Source organism: Blautia luti, assembly GCF_033096465.1.
Taxonomy (GTDB): domain Bacteria; phylum Bacillota; class Clostridia; order Lachnospirales; family Lachnospiraceae; genus Blautia_A; species Blautia_A luti.
In genome coordinates this window covers 564,841-583,390 of the sequence record NZ_AP028156.1, presented here as the reverse complement: position 1 = coordinate 583,390, position 18,550 = coordinate 564,841, and the positions used below count along the sequence as shown (strand labels likewise).

At 50.4% G+C, this 18,550-nt stretch carries 16 protein-coding genes and 1 pseudogene; 1 reads left to right on the top strand and 16 read right to left on the bottom strand.

The genetic code is table 11. The features are described 5' to 3' along the window. Nucleotides 1–498 precede the first annotated feature (498 nt). On the bottom strand, nt 499–843 hold the full coding sequence (locus R8695_RS02705) for a TnpV protein (protein WP_014078560.1): 345 nt from the start codon (nt 841–843) through the stop codon (nt 499–501). Between R8695_RS02705 and R8695_RS02700 the strand changes: the two genes are divergently transcribed. After that, nucleotides 842–1,609 (top strand): hypothetical protein, encoded by a 768-nt coding sequence (locus tag R8695_RS02700; RefSeq protein ID WP_243139601.1) that lies wholly within the window; start codon nt 842–844, stop codon nt 1,607–1,609. The two genes, R8695_RS02705 and R8695_RS02700, sit on opposite strands and share 2 nt — an antisense overlap. A 96-nt stretch (nt 1,610–1,705) precedes the next feature. Here R8695_RS02700 and R8695_RS02695 read toward each other — a convergent pair whose 3' ends face one another. The 15 genes and pseudogenes from R8695_RS02695 to ltrA form a co-directional block, all read right to left on the bottom strand. Continuing rightward, nucleotides 1,706–1,921, bottom strand: a complete 216-nt coding sequence (locus R8695_RS02695) for a transposon-transfer assisting family protein (protein ID WP_154781028.1) — start codon at nt 1,919–1,921, stop codon at nt 1,706–1,708. Nucleotide 1,922: 1 nt separating this feature from the next. After that, nucleotides 1,923–5,207: a YodL domain-containing protein gene (locus R8695_RS02690; RefSeq protein WP_154781027.1), complete on the bottom strand. Its 3,285-nt coding sequence runs from the start codon at nt 5,205–5,207 to the stop codon at nt 1,923–1,925. Nucleotides 5,208–5,213: 6 nt separating this feature from the next. Continuing rightward, nucleotides 5,214–5,492, bottom strand: a complete 279-nt coding sequence (locus R8695_RS02685) for an immunoglobulin (protein WP_154781026.1) — start codon at nt 5,490–5,492, stop codon at nt 5,214–5,216. Then, the gene (locus tag R8695_RS02680) at nt 5,489–7,597 is read right to left on the bottom strand and encodes a type IA DNA topoisomerase (protein WP_154781025.1); all 2,109 of its coding nucleotides are present in this window, start codon (nt 7,595–7,597) and stop codon (nt 5,489–5,491) included. Before R8695_RS02680 ends, R8695_RS02685 begins: the two co-directional genes overlap by 4 nt. Next, entirely contained in the window at nt 7,584–7,787 is a 204-nt protein-coding gene (locus tag R8695_RS02675; RefSeq protein ID WP_009003368.1) for a hypothetical protein, read from the bottom strand. Before R8695_RS02675 ends, R8695_RS02680 begins: the two co-directional genes overlap by 14 nt. After that, entirely contained in the window at nt 7,784–8,548 is a 765-nt protein-coding gene (locus R8695_RS02670) for a DUF4366 domain-containing protein (RefSeq protein WP_154781024.1), read from the bottom strand. The genes R8695_RS02675 and R8695_RS02670 overlap by 4 nt, the downstream gene beginning before the upstream one ends. Continuing rightward, nucleotides 8,538–8,795 (bottom strand): DUF4315 family protein, encoded by a 258-nt coding sequence (locus tag R8695_RS02665; protein WP_009003366.1) that lies wholly within the window; start codon nt 8,793–8,795, stop codon nt 8,538–8,540. The genes R8695_RS02670 and R8695_RS02665 overlap by 11 nt, the downstream gene beginning before the upstream one ends. 28 nt (nt 8,796–8,823) lie before the next feature. Next, entirely contained in the window at nt 8,824–10,560 is a 1,737-nt protein-coding gene (locus R8695_RS02660) for a C40 family peptidase (RefSeq protein WP_154781023.1), read from the bottom strand. Next, complete coding sequence (locus R8695_RS02655; protein ID WP_429835015.1) at nt 10,553–10,933, bottom strand: DUF3851 domain-containing protein; 381 nt, start codon at nt 10,931–10,933, stop codon at nt 10,553–10,555. The genes R8695_RS02660 and R8695_RS02655 overlap by 8 nt, the downstream gene beginning before the upstream one ends. Further along, nucleotides 10,933–13,335 (bottom strand): VirB4-like conjugal transfer ATPase, CD1110 family, encoded by a 2,403-nt coding sequence (locus tag R8695_RS02650; protein WP_167829789.1) that lies wholly within the window; start codon nt 13,333–13,335, stop codon nt 10,933–10,935. The genes R8695_RS02655 and R8695_RS02650 overlap by 1 nt, the downstream gene beginning before the upstream one ends. Further along, complete coding sequence (locus R8695_RS02645) at nt 13,292–13,747, bottom strand: PrgI family protein (RefSeq protein WP_117920647.1); 456 nt, start codon at nt 13,745–13,747, stop codon at nt 13,292–13,294. The genes R8695_RS02650 and R8695_RS02645 overlap by 44 nt, the downstream gene beginning before the upstream one ends. A gap of 20 nt (nt 13,748–13,767) precedes the next feature. After that, a complete protein-coding gene (locus tag R8695_RS02640) occupies nt 13,768–14,637 on the bottom strand; it encodes a VirB6/TrbL-like conjugal transfer protein, CD1112 family (protein ID WP_004797480.1) in 870 nt (289 codons plus the stop codon). A gap of 69 nt (nt 14,638–14,706) precedes the next feature. Further along, nucleotides 14,707–14,925, bottom strand: coding sequence for a Maff2 family mobile element protein (locus R8695_RS02635; RefSeq protein ID WP_003525154.1), 219 nt, complete (start codon nt 14,923–14,925; stop codon nt 14,707–14,709). Between the two features lie 218 nt (nt 14,926–15,143). Beyond that, a pseudogene (locus tag R8695_RS02630) lies at nt 15,144–16,178 on the bottom strand (VirD4-like conjugal transfer protein, CD1115 family); the annotation flags it as partial. A gap of 134 nt (nt 16,179–16,312) precedes the next feature. After that, complete coding sequence (gene ltrA, locus R8695_RS02625; protein ID WP_154781075.1) at nt 16,313–18,220, bottom strand: group II intron reverse transcriptase/maturase; 1,908 nt, start codon at nt 18,218–18,220, stop codon at nt 16,313–16,315. Nucleotides 18,221–18,550: the final 330 nt, after the last annotated feature.

Below are 18,550 nucleotides of genomic sequence, written 5' to 3'. Positions count from 1 at the left end.
GGCAGGACAAATATCCGGCTTCTCTGGCACCCTCACTGAGATCGTGATACAGATGCCAGAGCTTTTCTGAAAGGAGGGAGCGTTCATAGCCTGCCGCTTCTGCAAGCTCCACATTGGAGGCAAACTGGCCGCTCTCCAAAAGCTCCCCGATACGCTCTGCGGCGCTCTCCCAGGAAATGACCTGGGCAGACCTGTCATAACGGACAGACTTCCCATGGGAAAGATGGATACCATCCTCGGCATACCATGCGCTCACACTGCCAAGGCCATTGCCGCCGTGGTACAGCGTTTTCAGTATCTCGGCAATCTCAGCGGTGGTTTTCTGCTTTTCAAAGGCTGCAACCACACGCTCCCTTTGACGGTCTGTATTGCCGCCCAAACGCAGCACATGGTCGATGTCATTTTGGGCAAAAGAAAAAGCAGAGGATGTATGCGCTACATTCTCTGCTTCATCTATGGATTGGATCTGTTCCGCTTCGGAGAGGAACAGGTTTAGGGTCAGCTGTTGATAAGCTCCGCCATCAGGATTTCCTCGGCCTGAGCTTTGCAGGTGTTCATCAGCCCCACCCACTTCATGGGATCGCTGGCTTTCAGTTCCTCGGTGGCTCCCGCTTCCTTCGCCAGCTGGGGCATCATCTGCTCCAGTCTGCTCTGGGCGGTCTCGTCGATCTCCAGAAGGTGCGGGTACAGCTTCTCGCTCAGCAACATCTGGTTGTAGAGGATGGGACGATGTTCCTTCAGGTAGGTTTTCCTCATCCTGCCGTACTTGCCCAGGGGTTTCTCCGGCTGCTGGCTCAGCTTCAGGTCGGGAATCAGATAGTCTCCGTTCTGGATATAGGTCATGGGATTGTTCATCTTGTTTGCTCCTTTCTTGGTTGGATTCGCGCTCTGCATTTCGGACGGTGACGCCGATCTGCCGCAGCACCTGCTGGTTGATCTGGCTGACCGCTGTTCCCAGCGCCCCGATGGTGGACGGGGTGTTGAAATCAAAGATCGCCATGAAATCTTCGTGGTCGAAGTAGCGTTCCGGCTCCAGTCCGCAGCGGGACATCAAAGCGTAAGTGATGCTGACGGTGGCGGCTGCCTTGAACTGCACTCCGATGTTATACTCATCATATTCCTCCAAAAAAGAACCGTCAACGATATAGAAGAAGTCCTGCTGATGCTCCGTCCAGTATTCCTCAGCCAGTTTTCCGGCTACCTCGGTGAGCTGTCCGGCAAGGTCATTACCGGAAACATCATAGGTGCGCTCCAGCATGGCCTGCACGGAATCCAGATGGCGCTCCTCCAACTGCCACAGCCAGGGAGTGCGGGAATGTTCACGGGTTCCGGTGTCGGAAATGTCAAAGACATAACGCAGGCGAGGTCTGTCCCCGGAATCATCCACCAGAGCGATTCCCTTGGAACCGCGCCTTACATAACGGCCCATCTTTTCATTCCACAAATCGTACTCCGCACAGGCGGTGGCGTCCGGTCGCTGGGCATAGATCATCAGCTGCTCATGGAACGGGTACTTGTAAAGGCGGGAAGCAGTAGTGAGAAACCCTGCCCATTCCTGCCAGCTCCCCGTGAGCTGTGTTGCCACCTTGTCCGCCATCTGTGCATATAGTTCAGCTTTGGTTGGCATAGTGTTCTGTCCTCCTTTCAATTTTGGGGTAAAAAGGCGGGGTGGCAGATCGCCACCCCATCCCTGCGGTTATGTTGTTTACTGGTCAAAATCCGGGTACAGCTCCAGTTCGGCAAACTTCTCATCGGTCATCACACAGAGCTTCGTAAGGGCGCTGTCGGTCAACTCTCTCAGCTCCGTTTCCTCCGGCGAAAGCTCGCCGCGCATCTCACGCAAACTGTCAATCAGCCCGGTGCGGCTGCCGGTATTGTAAATGCACATCAGGTTCATTTCCTCAAAAGTAAAGTTTCCCATATCAAATCTCCCTTTCCGCACTCTTTTTGGGTGCTGTCTTTTTGTGTTCTGTCTTGGGCTGGCCTTTCAGCTGCTCCATGACGGACTTTTTCTTTTCCCGTTCCTCCCGATGGGTGGCGGCTGCCAACTCCATCAGGGAAATGGGCTGACCGCTTCGGGCCTGCTGTTCCAGCTCTGCCACCGTAGGCTCTTTTGCGCCATTGTTGATGATACCGTCGATCATGCCGTAATCGTCCTCCACGGCCATCTCCGCATTTTTCAGCGGATTTTCCGGCAGGAATCCGGGGATCTGGGTAAAGCCAACACTGTCACAGTAATGACAGGATACCTTACCGTCCTGCCTGACCGCAACGATGTCGCTGACGCTCATGGAAGGACTGTGAAAGTCCACGGGCTTTTCCAGATTGAATTGCTGATAGAGTTTTTCCAGCTGCTCCGGCACAGTGCCAGACTCCCTCAGAGGAGCTGTGTAAATGAGGTCATAATTGTTGCGGTCTATGGAAATGTCATGGGCCTTTAGCCAGTCCAGATTCATAAAGCGCACATTCTGCGGATCGTCACGGCTCACCTGGTAGATGGCAAAGCAGTTTCTGTTCTGGGAGAGAAATGCCTGTTCCCGTTCCTGCTGATGTTCCAGACGCTCCATGACCTTTTCGTGGAACTGAGGGCTTTTCTCCCATTCCTCACGGTCCACGCCAAAAAGACCACCATGATCCATGATTTCCTGCGGGTCAAACACCATGCTCTCCGTATTGTCCTCATGCAGCACATAGACGGTCAAACCGGCGGCATCCAGTTCCAGCGCCCGTTCTCTGGTAACAGGGAGCATCCCATCATAGGAGTAGCCGTATTCCTGCATATCCGGTGTGGAGACCTGCTCATCAGGCATGGGGTATTCATCCAGTGCCTGCTCCTGTGCTTCCGGCAGCTGAGAAGAAGCAGTTATCTGACCGACCTCTGCTTGCATCTGCTGATAGGCAGCGTCCTGCAAGGTCTCAATCATGGACAACGGTGCGTATTTTACCGAGTCTCTGCCCAAATCGTTGTCATCACAAATCTGGAGAACTGCCTTCATGCGGGAAATCTCCGGCATATCCAGCTGACCACCATCCAGCTCTTTCATGGACGCAGCATCGTAAAGAGTGTAGTCCCATCCGCTGTCACAAGGTTGGATATGAAGATAGGTAGTATCGTTGATCAGAAACAAAGCCTCCTGCTGGTTGGCATCCGCCCCCAGTACCTCCATTTCCGGCATGGCCGCAGCCAGTTCCTTTACCGCTTTCTGTACCAGCGGATTGTCACGGTAATAGTCGATTGCCTGAATAGTGTCCAGGTCAATGGTCTGCCCGGTCAAAATCGGAAACGGTCCTTCATAGTCGCTTCCGTCTTTCAGCTCAAAGCCAATCCCTTTGACCCCGTTCATTCGCTCTGCCGGAATTTCCTGATAGATGCGGACCGCCTCCTCCAAAGACAGGTTATCGTGATATTCTCCGAGGTTTGGAAATTCCATGCACTCTGCTACATAGTAGGTCAGATCGCCGGTCTGCTGTCTATCAGATACCTTAGCGGCATCTTCTGGCTGCTCTATCGGGGCGGGTTCCGGCTCTACCTTTGCATGAGGGTCGATTCCACGCTCTTTGCATATTTCCTTATAGTGGCGCTCAATGTCAGAGATCAAAGTGCCGGAGGTCTTATTGATGGTCTCCAAACTGGCTCTCAGCTCTTTCAGTTCCTTGCCCTGACTCCAGCTTGCAATATAGCCGAAGCTGTTTTCTCCGGTCTCGATGCCAAAATATTTGCAGACCGCATAGGAGATGCTTTCAGCCTCTACTTCCTCCGTGTGACGATTTTTGATTGCCTGTTTTTCTGCGGTTGGATCTTCCTCAACTGCAAGACGCCATTCAAACTGATTTTCGTCCACATAGCGCCAATCCATATCAGAAGCAAACTGTTCGGCTTCTTTTTCTGTGGCAAAATCCAACTTGAAATCATGCTTGGTTCCACCTTCACTCTCCAGCACAACCTTCCATGACGGTAGCATTTCATATTTTTTAGGGTCATGAAGCTTGCTGTGGGCAATCTCATGAACCGTGGCCGAAACTGTCTGCACCTCACTCATGCCCTGACGAATGGCGATTTTCTGATGATCGGCAGAAAAATAGCCGTCCGTATCAGCAGCCATTGCTTCAAAAGTAATCGGTACCGGTGCGCTGCGGCGCAGGGCCTCCATGAATGCCTCATAATTTGGCACATTGCCGGAAAGGGAGGAAGCAAGCTCCGGCAAAGGTTTCCCGTCGGTCTGGCTTACATCAAAGACCTTGACCGGACGAAACATGGGGATTTCGATTTCTTTTTCCTCTGTGACGATCTTTCCGTCTTTATCCAGAATCGGAGCCTTGGTATCCGGGTCCAGCTTCTGCTCCTCGATTTTCTTCTTATACGGTGTGGGGGCGATGATGGTAATGCCATGCTCGCCCTTTTTTACATGACGCTCAAACTGGTCTTTCCACTTATTGTATCCGGCTACCAATGTAGCGTCCGGCTTCTGCATATAGATGAGCATGGTGTTGTTTACCGAATAGCGGTGGAAGCGGGACATGACGGACAGATAGCGCATATACTTTTCACTCTCAAACAGTTCCTTGATCCCCTGCTCGATGCCATCTGTGATTTCCCTTAGCCGCTCTCGGTTGGTGGGTTTGTTCTCAGCCATGATTTTCAATCTCCTTTCCAAGTGTATGATTTCTGCTGTGTGTTCTGCAACCCATGCCCTTTGTTCTTCTTCACTTTCATAAAGAAAAAGGTCCAACAGGTACTCTACATAGGTTTTCTTCTGGATTGCTTCCACAAAGCGGGGGTGCGGTTCTTCCTCCGGTGTCCGGGGAGAATGGTCGGCCTCCCATTTTTTCAGCAGATGGTAATAATCGGACAGTACGCGATAACACCGCTGCCGGTCCTCCCGAAACTTTTGTGCCTCGGTTTTCTGCCGGACATATCTCCTGCGGGGAGGGGCCTGACTGTCATAGATCAGGCCAAAGTCCTGTGTCAGTTTCTCCGCCGCTTCTTTTGAGGAGAGGTCAAAGAGCTTTGCGGTAAAGTCGATCACATCCCCATCTGCACCGCAGCCAAAGCAGTGGAACCGCTGGTCTACCTTCATGCTTGGGTTCTTATCATCGTGAAAGGGACAGCAGGCCATGCCATTTCGTTTGACCTCGATCCCATAAAACGCTGCCGCATCTCTGGTGCTGACCGACTGCTTGACTGCTTCAAATACATTCTCTGTCATGTGCCTTTAACTGCCGGACTTTTTCACAGGAGGCTGGTATCCGGCGGCTTTCGCACGCTCACTGGCGGCTTTGCGGCGTTCTGCGCTATATGGCTCCCGGACTGATACACACCGCTTGGGGACGGTAAAGTTATGGGCGTCCTTTCGGGTGATCTGGTCGGGGTGCTTTTTTGCCAGCAGATCCAGCTTCTCCATCAGACGGGGATCATGAGTATAGATTTCAGCCATTGGTTCTGCCTGGTTATAGAGGAGAATGGTTTCCCGTTCCACTAAAGAGAGCTTCATCGGCTGCCTCCTTTCCGCTGGTCAAATTCCAGCTTGAAGTTGGCGTACTGTCCATCATCCTCCAAAACCACAGCGGCATCGTAGGTCTTTCCGGTTTTCTCCGAATATAGGCCCGTCACACGGACACGGCCATCGTTAAGCAGTGCAGACACCACAGCCTTGGTCGGCTGTTTTTTCTTGGCAGCCCACCATTTGTTGTTTTTCCAGATTGCAAATTTGCAAGAATCATTCTGACAGAAGAAGCCTTTTTGCAGTTCTGCAACTTCACCGCCGCAGCGAGGGCATTTGCCCACCACCTCACGGGGCGGAGTGAACAGGCACTCAGTTCCCTTGATGACCTGATAAGTCCCTACCAGATCTTTCAGCATGGTGCTGATCCCGTCCAAAAACTCCTCCGGGGCAAGCTGCCCGCGCTCGATCTCGCCCAGTCGGTACTCCCACTCGGCAGTCAGAAGCGGCGATTGCAGTTGTTCCGGCAGCACCGTGATAAGGGATACTGCATCGTGGGAAGGAAGAAGCTGCACCGTTTTTCTGTTCTTTTTTCGCTCCAGAAAACCGGCAGATACCAGCTTTTCCAAAATACCGGCACGGGTGGCCGGTGTCCCCAGACCTTTTCTCTCAGCATCCTCTGGCATATCATCTTTCCCGGCAGTCTCCATTGCGGACAATAGGGTATCCTCCGTAAAGTGCTGAAGCGGACTGCTTTTGCCTTCTTTGACGATTGCCGCAGAAACCGAAAGTGTCTGTCCTTCGGTCAGCTCCGGCAGGGCTTTCTCTGCGCCCTCTTTTTTCGGCTCTGCATCCTTCATTTTGGCACGGTAGGCGTCCTCCAGTGCTTTCCATCCGGGGTGCTTCACCGTTTTTCCTTTGGCGGTAAACTCCCTACCGGCACACGCTGCAATCACAACGGTTTCCGAATAGATATGGGGCTGGGCCACGGCACACAGCAGACGCAGGGCCACCAGCTCCAGCACCGCTTTTTCTCCCGCAGGAAGGGCAGAAAGGTCTGCATCCTTGAGATTTCTGGTAGGGATTACTGCATGGTGGTCGGTTACTTTCTTATCGTTGATGACCGTCTGCGGATCACAGGTAACGGCGATCCCTTTGCAAAACGGCATAGCATTGGCAACCAGGTTCACCAGCACCGGCAGGCTGTCTGCCATATCACCGGTCAGATAGCGGCTGTCAGTACGGGGATAGGTGCAGAGCTTCTTTTCATACAGGCTTTGCAGATAGTCCAGGGTCTGCTGGGCTGTAAATCCAAGCAAGCGGTTGGCATCTCTTTGCAGAGTAGTCAGGTCATAGAGGGCAGGCGGCTTTTCGGACTTTTCCTTGCACTCCACTTTTTTGGTTGTGACAGCTGCACCCTGACAGGCTTCTTTCAGCTGCTCTGCGCTTGCTCGGTCACTCATACGCTCCCCGGATACGGTAAGACCAGGCAGCTCCAGCGCCACGGTATAAAAGGGAACCGGCTTAAAGGTGTCGATCTCAGCTTCTCGTTGGACAATGAGCGCCAGCGTTGGGGACATAACGCGCCCGATGTTGAGGGTGCGGTGGTACAGCACGGAAAAAAGCCTTGTGGCATTGATCCCCACCAGCCAGTCGGCCTTGGCACGGCAGAGAGCAGCATCCCGAAGTCCATCATAATCTACACCTGGGCGCAGGTTTGCAAAGCCCTCCCTTATGGCGGAGTCCTCCATCGAAGAAATCCAGAGCCTTTTCATCGGCTTTTGGCAGCCTGCCAGCTCATAGACGCTGCGGAAGATCAGCTCACCCTCGCGTCCGGCATCACAGGCATTTACCACTTCCATCACATCCGGGGCGTTCATCAGCTTTTTGAGAATATCAAACTGCTTTTTCTTATCCTTTCCCACTACCATCTGCCAATGCTCCGGCAGAATAGGCAGGTCATCATATCGCCACTTGGCATACTTGGGATCATAACTGTTTGCATCTGCAAGACCGGCCAGATGGCCCACGCACCAGCTGACACGCCAGCCGTTACCCTCCAGATACCCGTCCTTACGGACGGTTGCGCCGATCACCGCCGCCAAACTCTGGGCAACTGATGGTTTTTCGGCAATTACCAATTTATGTTGAGCCATGATGGTTCCTCCTCTCTTTGAGCCATCGGGACATTTCCCGGTGACAGATACCTACGCAGGGTCTTCCATAATTCCCGCAACCATAGCAGGGGTGGCTGTGGGGTAAAGAAGGAGGACGGGAAGTTTCCTTCCCGCCCTCCGGCCTGCGTGTCATCATGCGTTCATAGGGACTGTCTGTGAAACGGGTCATTTCACACTGTCCTCATCATCTTCTTCTGTGCTGCCCCCGTCAGCATCCGGTTCTTCCGACTCCTCATCCTCTGTTTCCCATTCCTCGGAATCTTCCTCTCCATAATCATAATCGTCCAGACTGTCATTGCCCTTGGTCTTAGGCTTATTCTTAACGAGCTTCAAGTAGGCAAATACGCCACCGCCACCAAGCAGAGCCAGCAAAAGGGCCAGCGCAGCCGGGTTCAATCCGGCAGGCTTCTCTTTTTCCGGCTCCGATGTTTCTGCCGGAGGTTCCGGTGCTTTGCCCGTACATTTACTCTTATCAGTTGCGCAGACCGGGCAGGCCGTATTGACTGCCCCTGCTTCACATTTTGTTGAACAGCTGCATACCGCAGGCATCTCCTCTTTGGTTTTTCCATCTTCCATCAGCGCCGCAAGGTCTGCATCGTCCACCTGATTCAGAAAGTGAACAGCAGTCTCCTTGTCCTCATTCGCCCTATCAATCAAGATGTAAAAGTAATTTCCAGCTTTGGTCGTAACAGTAATAAGCTGCTTATTGCCTCCAAAATCATCCACCAATGCCGCATTCCCCTCCGGTGTAAGTGCCGGTGCCGGTTCTGTTTCTTCCACAATCACATTGCTGTCATTGGTAGAATCCTCTACCGGTGCCGCCGGAGCCTGTTCTGACCCCTGTGCGAAAGCAGGGATCGTAAAGCCAAATGCCACAACCATTGTCAGGCAAAGGGCGGAAAGTGTTTTGCAAATTCGTTTATTCTTCATAAGCGGTAACCTCCTGATTATTTGATTCCGACAGTGCTGTATCTCTGCCGTGGTTCATTCCACCGGAAAGCATAGCGTTCAGCTGTGCTGGAGTCATGCGTAACGCACGAACCATCTGAACGATTTCCAGATTCTCTGCCTCCGTTTTCTGTGCTTCCAGGGTCTTGAGCTTTTCCTGATATTCCGCAATCTTCTCACGGGTTTTCTCAATTTCCTGGTCGATACGTTCAATTTTGTTTTTTGCCATAACCGTTCACTCCTTTCCACAAAGTCTGTTACCAGTTCATCAGGCCGTAGCCCTTAATACTTTGATAGTTCAGGTCATAACTTTTGATCTTGCAGGCATCGCCGGAATTTCCCTCCACCGTATAAACACGGCTGCCATCCGTACCGATCACGATACCCACATGGTCTGCTGTCCCATCTAAATCCCAATCAAAGAAAATTGCATCTCCGGGAGCCAGATTGTTATAGCCTCTTGCACCCCATTGTCCATGAGACTGGAACCACGGAACGCCCTGCCACTCACAGCCTGCAAAGCGCGGCTCACTTTTTCCAGCCTGGTTATAACACCAGGATACAAAGCAGGCGCACCACTCCACGCGGCTGTCAAAGCCATACCAGCTCCAATAAGGATAGCCGCCCACATTGCCGACCTGACGCTTGGCCAGCTCCACCAACTGCGGATTTCCGGGACGGGTTCCATTTACAAACTGTACACCGGTCAAGTCCTCGGAATTGCCCATGTCAGGGGAACCACCGCCAAACAACAGCGGCTTATTGCCCATGGTCTGCCGGTAAACCTGATACATTTCCATCTGCTCCGGGGTCAGTAACTCCGACGCCACAGCGGAAATGGGCTTGCTGGTGAGTTTCACATTCAAAATGTAATACTCATAGGGGACTTCTTCTGAGGTGGTCTCGCCGGTCTCCGGGTCGGTGGAGGTCTCCGTGCGGTAGCGAATCTCCACTTCCTCAGTAAGCGTCAGCTGATACTGTGCTGCAAACACACGCGCCAGCTCTGCCTGAGCGCTCTGCTGGGTGTAACCTTGCAAGACGGCAGACAGAAATGCTGCCAGCTCATGAGGGTCATGGCCGATCATACCAAGGTCATAGCGATACTCGTCATACCCTGGGTGGCTGCTTTCAATGTTGTCGATTTCCTCCTGCAACTGGACTTCTCTGGCTGCATAATCTGCCTCCACTGCCAGCATTTCCGGGTCATCCGACGGATAAGTGGTGCCGGAGAGAACGGAACCGATGCTCTGCGCCATCATGGAGCAGGAGGACATGGTATTCATCAGCATACAGGTAATGAGGAACAAAACCCCTGCCATCAGGAAACCCTTCTTGTGGCGCATGACGAACGCCCCTACCTGCTGTGCCTTTTCTTTTACCGTCCTTGCGGCTTTTCCGGTTTTGGACGCAGCCTGGGCGGTATTTCCGGCAGTCTGACCGGCGTGTTTGGCGGCGGCATACTGCCTTTTGATGGCCTGCTTTTGCTGCCAGCGGGAAAGTGGATTGCTGGCAAACTGGGGATTTTCCTGCAAAGATTTCTGGTACAGAACATTTACATTTGCCTTTTCCAGTTGGCGCTCTGCCTGTGCTGCTTTGCGGTACGGCTTCAGCTTGTGGCTGCGATAGCCCTCCCGCACCAGATAAGCGCCGGTCTCCACCGCTTCCTCGGACTTGTGGGCGCTTTCCACGCCCACATTGTCCTGTTCTGTTTCCCGGATCTCTTTGTGGAGCTTGCCCGCAACCAGATGGACGGGAGCTTCCTTGACCCCTTGAGAAAGTTTGGAGGGTGGCTTTTTCTTGTCCTCAAAGGTCAGCTTCGAGGTCTTTTTTCCGGTATCCGGGTCGATGACCGTCTGCCTGACCTTTTTCTTTGGGATATTGGCCTGCGCCTTATCTGCTCTGGCCGCAGCTTTCTCCGCTTTACGGATCGGCTTTTCCAGTGCAGGATCAGACCGTTCCTCATCAGTAAAGCGCAGGCGCGGCTCTTTATTCAAACCATTCTCCCAGCATGAGGGAGGACATCATGTAGTGCAGCTCTGCATAAATGGCCATTCCCACAGGATCGTTGAACATACAGCCGGACAGGTAGGCATAAAACTGTGCCACCACATCGGACAGGATTTTCGCTTCGGTTCCTTCCAGAACCAGACCACCCATACCTTCCTTGGCACGGATGGTGCTCCAGACCTCTGCCAGACGGAGCAGCCCCACCTGACCGGTCTCATTCAGTTCGGCTGCCTGATCTGCCGCCGTGCGGCACTCACTTACCGCATCGGCCATGACCGTAAGCAGCTGGCTGCGCTGGGCATTTACCGCCCTGTCAAAAAACATCAACGGGTTTTGATTCAAAATGTTGGGGTTCATCATCATTCATCCTCCTTCTTTTTCAGTTCCTGGGGTTTGGTGGTCATAATGCGGTACAGCTCGGTATTCTTCGGGAAGTGGTCCACGAAAGGCAGAATTGTGGAGCCATAGAACAGCAGGCCCTCGCCCTCACCGGAGTGGGTCACATAGCTAAGCTGGTGCGTGGAAATGCCCAGCTGCTTGGCAAGTATCTGACGGTCTCCGCCTGCCTGGTTGAGCATATACACGAAGTCGGAGTTTTCAAAGATGTTCTCTACCTCGCGGCTGCTCAAAAGGTCTTTGACATTCTGGGTGATACCTGTCGGGATTCCGCCCCATTTTCGGAATCGCTTCCAGATTTCCACTGTATAGGCAGCGGTCTGCTCCTCCTTCAAAAGCAGGTGCATCTCGTCGATGTAGTAACGGGTGGACTTGTGGGCAGCGCGGTTAATGGTAACGCGGTTCCACACCTGATCCTGTACCACCAGCATACCGATTTTCTTGAGCTGCTTGCCCAGTTCCTTGATGTCATAGCAGACAATGCGGTTGTTGATGTCCACATTGCTCTGGTGGTTGAACACATTGAGGGAGCCGGTTACATAGATTTCAAGGGCCGTAGCGATATACTGGGCTTCCTTTTCCTCCTGTTCCCGAAGCAAGTTATATAGGTCCTCCAGTATGGGCATATTCTCCGGGCGCGGGTCATTGAGGTAAGTCTGATAGACCAGACGCACACAGCGGTCGATGATGGTTTTCTGCACCGGCTGCAAGCCCTCCTTACCGCCCACAATCAGCTCACATAAGCTGAGAATAAAATCAGACTTGAGGGACAGCGGGCTTTCATCATCCGAGTAGTCCAGGTTCAGGTCCATCGGATTGATGTAGTTGGTGGAGGTAGGCGAGATCTTGATGACCTGCCCATGCAGACGTTCAACAAGAGGTGCGTACTCCGCTTCCGGGTCACAGATAATGACATCATCACTGGTAAGCAAAAAGCAGTTGGCGATTTCTCGTTTTGCGCTGAAGGACTTACCGGAACCCGGCGTACCCAGAATCAAGCCGTTGGGGTTTTTCAGCAGCTTTCGATCCACCATGATGAGGTTGTTGGACAGGGCGTTGATGCCGTAGTACAGAGCCTCTTTGCCGTTCTGGAATAATTCCTGTGTGGTGAACGGTACAAAGATAGCCGTAGAACTGGTGGTCAGTCCTCGCTGGATCTCGATCTGATTGAGTCCCAGGGGCAGACAGCTCATCAGCCCTTCTTCCTGCTGAAAGTCCAACCTGGTCAGCTGACAGTTATACTTCTGGGCAATGGAGCCTGCCTGGAAAATGTTGTTGCCAAGCTGACGGGGATTGTCCGCTGTGTTCAGCACCAGAAAGGTCAAAAGGAACATTCTCTCGTTGCGGCTCTGCAAATCCTGCAAAAGTTTTTTCGCTTCACTGCCGTAAGTAGCAAGGTCAGATGGAATGATGTCCATGTCGTATCCGGCGCGGACTGCTTTTTTCTGTTCCTCGATCTTACTGCGGTCCAGGTCGGTAATCTTGCGCTTTATCGTTTTGATGGCTTTCACCTGATCCACCGACTGAATGTGCATACTCACAATGAGCGAGCTTTCCATATCCAGAAAATCAGCCAGCAGACGATCATTCAGCTCCGGTGCGAGAATCTGCAAAAAAGAAACAGCCCCGTATTTCTTGCCCATACGGAACTGCTTGCCGGTGCGGAACTCAAAGGAGCTTGGTGCAATAAAATCCTTTGTGGACAGACCGGAAGGAGCCAGCCAGTCCCATTCAAACTGAAACGGGAGCTGTTCATCCATGTGGAATACCGCATGAAGCTGAGAAAGCCTTTCTTTACCGTCCATCGTTCTGGCAGCTACACCAAGACGCTTGAAGTTATTAAGTATATCGGTCTCAATACGCTCCAGACGGGGCTTGGCGGCTTTGATGCTGTCTGCGTCGATACCAAAGGTCAGGTATTTGGTCTTGATGAGACCGTTGTTGCCTCTGGCCAGCTGATTTTGCAGCATTGTGGTGTATTCCTCGCGGATACTGTCAAAGGCATCCCTCTGGGGCGGGATGGAAATGGAGTTAGCAAAGGTCTCCTCCGATGCCGCAAGGTTCAAAAAAGACAGCTGGAAATGAATTGAGCTGTCAAAATAATTGAGGAAATCACACCAACCCTCGAAGATTGCCGTCTTATCTTCGTTTTGGGAGAGCTGATAGTTGATGTCTTGAAACTGAATGGTCTTTGTGTAGTGGCTGTCCGATATGCGGCAGATCCCGTCCGGCCACATCCGTTCATAAGGGATACTGTCCTGCGCAGATTTTCCTTTTTTGTCCGTGCGGTTAGCGCGGGCAATGGCCGCTTCGATCTGCTTCTTATCGGCGCGAGACAGCTTTTTCTTTGTCTTTACCGGCTGCACAGTTTTTTCCTCGGTTTTTCCGAACATCCGATGCAGCCATTTTTTTATTGCGGTGAACAATGTCATACACCTCCTTATCGAGCATTTCCTGCCGCTTTAATACGGCATAAAAGTTATTGGTCTGGTAGGGACGCTGCTTGGGACGGATCACAGCTACTTTGAGAATGTTGCCCACGATCTTTTCCAGGGGCTGTCCATGCTTTTCGTACATAGCCAGCATAAAGAAGGGCAGCATAACCAGCATCATACACATAGCCGCTACACTGTTTCCGGTAGGTTTTCTGAGCAAAAAGAAAAGCGGTACGCCAATAAGCGCTCCGCCCGTAAAGCAGATAAGCTGCCGCTTGGTCAGATTGAACATGACCTTTGTTTTGACTTTTGTTAAGTCCTTGGGTACGGGTACATAAGCCAATGTAGAAACCTCCTTCCATTTTAGTGCGCCTGAAAGACTGATTTGGCGAGACTGCCGGTTTTGAACAGCGTAAAACATAGCAGTACGGTGTAGCCCACGCAGCTCCAGATTGCCATGATGATGTCATCTTCCAGAGCGATGTTCTGCACCAGCACAGCATAAATTGCCACGCAGACGATAATGAGAAACGCCTGAAAGCCCAGCGCCAGCAGGGATCGGAGGTAATTCTGTCCCATACCGCCCCATTCTTTACCCATCATTGCAGCCATTGGAACGGGAGCCACCGAAGTCACAAGGTAGATTTCGATCATACGGCCATAAATAACGATAAAGATACAGATATATAACGCCCACATAGTAATGCCAATAAAGAGGGATTGGAACCACAGTCCGAACAGCGGTCCCAGATCCATTTCCATCAGCCTCGGTTCCAGATCGGTCATAACTGAGGAAATGTCAATGGACGCATCCGAATTGATAATCCCTGCCGCCTGCGCCACTACGCTCTGCGCCATATCAAAGACGCCCATCACGATATTCCATGTGTTTGTGACAATGAGGATGGCGGCAGCTGATTTGAACACCCACTTGAAAATCATCCAGGTATCCACATCATGCAGGTTGTTCTTGTCTGCAATCATCTGGATCAGGTCTACGGTCATCACGATAGCCAGAATCACACCTGCAATCGGCACCATGATGGAGTTGGACAGATTCTCAATCATGCTGAAAATACTGCCATTCCATCCCTGTGGGGTCTGGCCTACCTGTACGGATATATCCGCGACCTGCTGATTTACACTGTCAAACATCCCCGAAAGGTTGCTCATAATACCGCCCACCAGCATTTCTTTCAGCCAATTTGTCAGGGCTTCAAGTAAGAAATCCATACGGTGTCAACCTCCTTTCCGCCGCCCCCGCAAAGCTGCGGGAGCGGCAAGGATTTCATGCAGGAACGCTTAGACAGAGAACAGCCCGGAGAGCAGAGGTACAAGGACCATGCCGACTACGGCTACACCAGCGCCGGCCATGAGCTGCTTCATGCCCTGAGATTTGGCGCCAGGGTTGTCGTTGCCGTAACCTTCCAACAGGTTGATGACACCCCAGATACCAAGACCAGCGCCCAGAGCGATAACGAGAGTCTGAAGAACGGTAATTGCCTGTTCAAAAAATGCCATATAGTTTGTTAGCCGGAATCTGATTAAAAAATAGGTTTGTCATGTTTCATAGGCATACAAAAGCCGGAACAATCTGCCGCCCGGTTTCCGGGGGCATGATTCCGGCTGTCCTCCTTTTTCATTATTTTGTTGATGATTGCCCGCTTTGTACGCCAATGGCCTCAACAGAGGCAGTTGCGGCAAATAGATACGATCACTCCTTTCTCAGCGGAACCGTATTACACGCCCTCCGTGTCTACTTCATATACATCGCAGACCTCATCAGGCTTGAGTTTTAGTCTGGCAGACAAAAATGCTTCAATATCAAAGGTATTTCGCTTGTCTGCATCAGCTGTGTATTTGAAATTAGGGTGTCTGGTAATGTCATACTTGTCTGAAAGAAACGGACGCACACCGCGCAACTGCAAGATGCACTTGCCGCCATCCATAACTGCCAGCTCGTCCTGGCTCATCAGCTCTTTTCCCAATTTCTGATAGTTGAGCGAGTGGGAGGTCTCCCGTCCCCGGCTCTCTCCGGTGTTGTAAGTGTCTATGGTCTCCTTTCCCAGAACAGCCGCCAGCTCTTTCAGCGTTGTTGGCTCTTTGCCACCCAGGAAGATGGAAGTATCCATATTGCCGATGATGGTATCGGCATTATCTTTGTAAATTGCCTTGAGCTGGCTCTGTGCCTGCAACACCAGACAGGCAGAGATTTCACGGCTTCGGATCGTGGCCACCAGCTTTTCCAGCTTCGGAATCTGCCCGATGTTAGCACACTCATCAATCAAACAGCGCACATGAACCGGAAGCCTGCCACCATACACATCATCGGCCTTTTCACAAAGCAGGTTGAATAACTGGGTGTAGCACATGGAAATGAGAAAGTTAAAACTGTCATCCGTATCACTCATAATGAGGAACAGAGCCGTTTTTCTGTCTCCCAGCGTATCCAGTTCCAACTCATCGTAGGATGTAACCTCGCGCAGCTCCGCAATATCAAATACGGCAAGACGCGCACCGCAGGAAATCAAAATCGACTTAGCGGTTTTGCCGGCTGCCAGCTTATATTTCTTATACTGCCGCACTGCGAAGTGGTTTGGCTTTTCCGATTCCAGTGCATCAAACATCAGGTCTACGGGATTTTTGAACTCCTCGTCATCCTCCCGGACTTCCATGGCGTTGATGAACTCAATGAGGGTGGAGAAGTTTTGCTCCTCCACCGGAGCTTCATAGTGGATATATCCAATCAACGCGCAATACAGCAATGTTTCCGCCTATAGTGATAGGTAAGGTTTTGATATTATCTCCACCTTTTCCCCCACTTCACACCGGACATGCGACTTTCACCGCATCCGGCGCTCCATCGATTGTCTTCACGAGACATTTAATCAGTCACCAAATTTAAGTTTTATATTATTGCTGACAGGTTCGCCTGCTCTCGCAGACTATTGATTTTCACGAGCATCTTTTTTGTGATATTGAGTGTTTTTATCAGGTCTTTTATTACTGCTTGGGGCAGTTCTTGTAACAGAATCAGATATTTTTTGTGAATCAGAACCATGTTTTTATATCTTTCAAATCCACCAAGTGCTCTTGGTACTTTGAGCCATACAGCTACATGTTCCGCATCTGCGAATTCTTCTCCACTGATTGCACATTTTCCCTTTTGAGCAGAAAATAAAGATATTTTACTGTCATGGTATTCTGTGCTATGACCAACGGATATTTTTTCTCTCAGTCCTTTCAGAACATACTGATTAAGGTTAAGTTCTGTATGAATCGGAGCACGACCTTCTTTTGTATAACTACAAACGATTGATCGCTTCGCCATCGGTATTTTATTTTTGATGAATGCAATCGGATAGATCATCTGGTCAATTCCTGAAACATATCGAATCATTTTTGACTGTCCGAATCTTTCCTTTTCTGCTTGGGTGATAGTTCCACCCTCATGTTTTAGCATACTTCCTGTTTCTGTATTTAACCTGTTCGTCAAAACTGTCATTACTCGCCTATGGAGTTCTCTGCAATCAATACTGATACAGGTGGCAAGCTGATAGTAATTCTGTATGCCTAACACCATAGAGTTATATAGCTGAATTTCTGATAAACAACTTTTTTTCTCTCTGGGTTTTGCGATGTTTTTCGCTTGTTCCACTAGCTTTGCTCTTTCAATTTCAACCTTTTTGTCACAGATTGCCGACTGCACCACATATTTATGATGCTTCAGCCTTACCCTTATTTTGAATCCAAGAAACTCTGACCACCGTTTTCTGGTGTTCACAATCCTTGTTTTCTCAGGGGACACCTCTAATTTCAACCTCTCTTCAATCCACGCCGTAACCGCTTCTTTTGTCCTGACTGCGTCCTCTTTCGTTCTACAGAAAATCCTAAAATCATCCGCATACCGAATGATATGCATTTCTTTCATTTCTGTGTTTTTCATAATCCTATAACCATGGCTTTTATCAAAAACTTTAGTTTTTCCGATTATTCTTTCTCGCCCTCTGCTTATAGCAATCGGATTTTCCTCCCATTGACTAGCTATCCACCAATCCAATTCATTTAGAACGATGTTTGCCAGTAGTGGTGAGATAATTCCTCCCTGTGGTGTACCCTTGTTGGGCAGTACCGTTGTATTATCGGGCATTTTAATTGGAGCTGTTAGTATTCGCTTGATAATAAAAATCAGCGTTTTATCATGGATACCCAGCGACCATATCTGTCTGATTAACTTGCTATGATTTACGTTATCGAAAAATCCTTTAATATCAAACTCAATAACATAATGAAGATTCATCATTTGAAGCATGGTGTAGGTTCTGTTAATGGCATGTTCAACGGATCTATTCGGACGAAATCCATAACTATTATTGCAGAACTTTGCTTCGCAGATTGGTTCCATGATCTGCTTGATACATTGCTGTATCAACCTATCCCATATGCATGGGATTCCCAGCGGACGTGTTTTTCCGTTTGGTTTCGGGATATCTTTCCGTCTTACAGGCTTTGGTCTGTAGCCGTGTTCGCTTCCCGTAACAATAAATCTCACTCTTTTTACCACATCATCAGGAGTTTGACTCCCAATATCTGTGATGTTCTTTTTGTCTGTTCCTGCCGTGTAGCTGCCTTTGTTCGCTTTGATGTTTCGGTACGCAAGTAAAATGTTATCCCTGCTCAGTATCAAATCCATAAGATTCTCAAATACTTCACCGTTCTGACTTTTTTGATATAGTTCATCAAAAGTACCTTGCATTCCGTAGTACTCCGCATGACGCAGGTCATCTACACATAATGTTTTACTTTTCTTTGGCATAAGGCATCACCTCCTCTCGAAAGTGACCCTTTTGGTCTTACTCGTAATCCTTATCATTAGACTGAATAATGCCTGTTTATTTCAACCGACTTGTGACCATTCCTCCGAGTTCCTCTTTTTCGCAGAACTCATCATAAGTTCGATCACGGCTTTTCAGCACCAGTTCACCTGCTTATTTTCTTCGTCAGGCTATCCTCTAATGGAATCTGGTGCCTTTCCACGTTCCGATAATCCTATCTGTACATATATCCTTAGATCTCTGCTATAGTCCTGTCAGCTTAGATGTGCCTGTAACACAACATGGTCGTTCGTAGGGCGAATTTCTACTGA

What these genes read in the sequence shown, in the direction of transcription:
- R8695_RS02665 (WP_009003366.1), bottom strand. Translation starts at nt 8,795, where the DNA reads ATGGCAAAAAACAAAATTGAACGTATCGACCAGGAAATTGAGAAAACC.
- R8695_RS02635 (WP_003525154.1), bottom strand. Translation starts at nt 14,925, where the DNA reads ATGGCATTTTTTGAACAGGCAATTACCGTTCTTCAGACTCTCGTTATC.
- R8695_RS02675 (WP_009003368.1), bottom strand. Translation starts at nt 7,787, where the DNA reads ATGACCCGTTTCACAGACAGTCCCTATGAACGCATGATGACACGCAGG.
- R8695_RS02685 (WP_154781026.1), bottom strand. Translation starts at nt 5,492, where the DNA reads ATGAAGCTCTCTTTAGTGGAACGGGAAACCATTCTCCTCTATAACCAG.
- R8695_RS02655 (WP_429835015.1), bottom strand. Translation starts at nt 10,933, where the DNA reads ATGATGAACCCCAACATTTTGAATCAAAACCCGTTGATGTTTTTTGAC.
- R8695_RS02700 (WP_243139601.1), top strand. Translation starts at nt 842, where the DNA reads ATGGGATTGTTCATCTTGTTTGCTCCTTTCTTGGTTGGATTCGCGCTC.
- R8695_RS02690 (WP_154781027.1), bottom strand. Translation starts at nt 5,207, where the DNA reads ATGACAGAGAATGTATTTGAAGCAGTCAAGCAGTCGGTCAGCACCAGA.
- R8695_RS02680 (WP_154781025.1), bottom strand. Translation starts at nt 7,597, where the DNA reads ATGGCTCAACATAAATTGGTAATTGCCGAAAAACCATCAGTTGCCCAG.
- R8695_RS02695 (WP_154781028.1), bottom strand. Translation starts at nt 1,921, where the DNA reads ATGGGAAACTTTACTTTTGAGGAAATGAACCTGATGTGCATTTACAAT.
- R8695_RS02670 (WP_154781024.1), bottom strand. Translation starts at nt 8,548, where the DNA reads ATGAAGAATAAACGAATTTGCAAAACACTTTCCGCCCTTTGCCTGACA.
- R8695_RS02640 (WP_004797480.1), bottom strand. Translation starts at nt 14,637, where the DNA reads ATGGATTTCTTACTTGAAGCCCTGACAAATTGGCTGAAAGAAATGCTG.
- R8695_RS02705 (WP_014078560.1), bottom strand. Translation starts at nt 843, where the DNA reads ATGACCTATATCCAGAACGGAGACTATCTGATTCCCGACCTGAAGCTG.
- ltrA (WP_154781075.1), bottom strand. Translation starts at nt 18,220, where the DNA reads ATGCCAAAGAAAAGTAAAACATTATGTGTAGATGACCTGCGTCATGCG.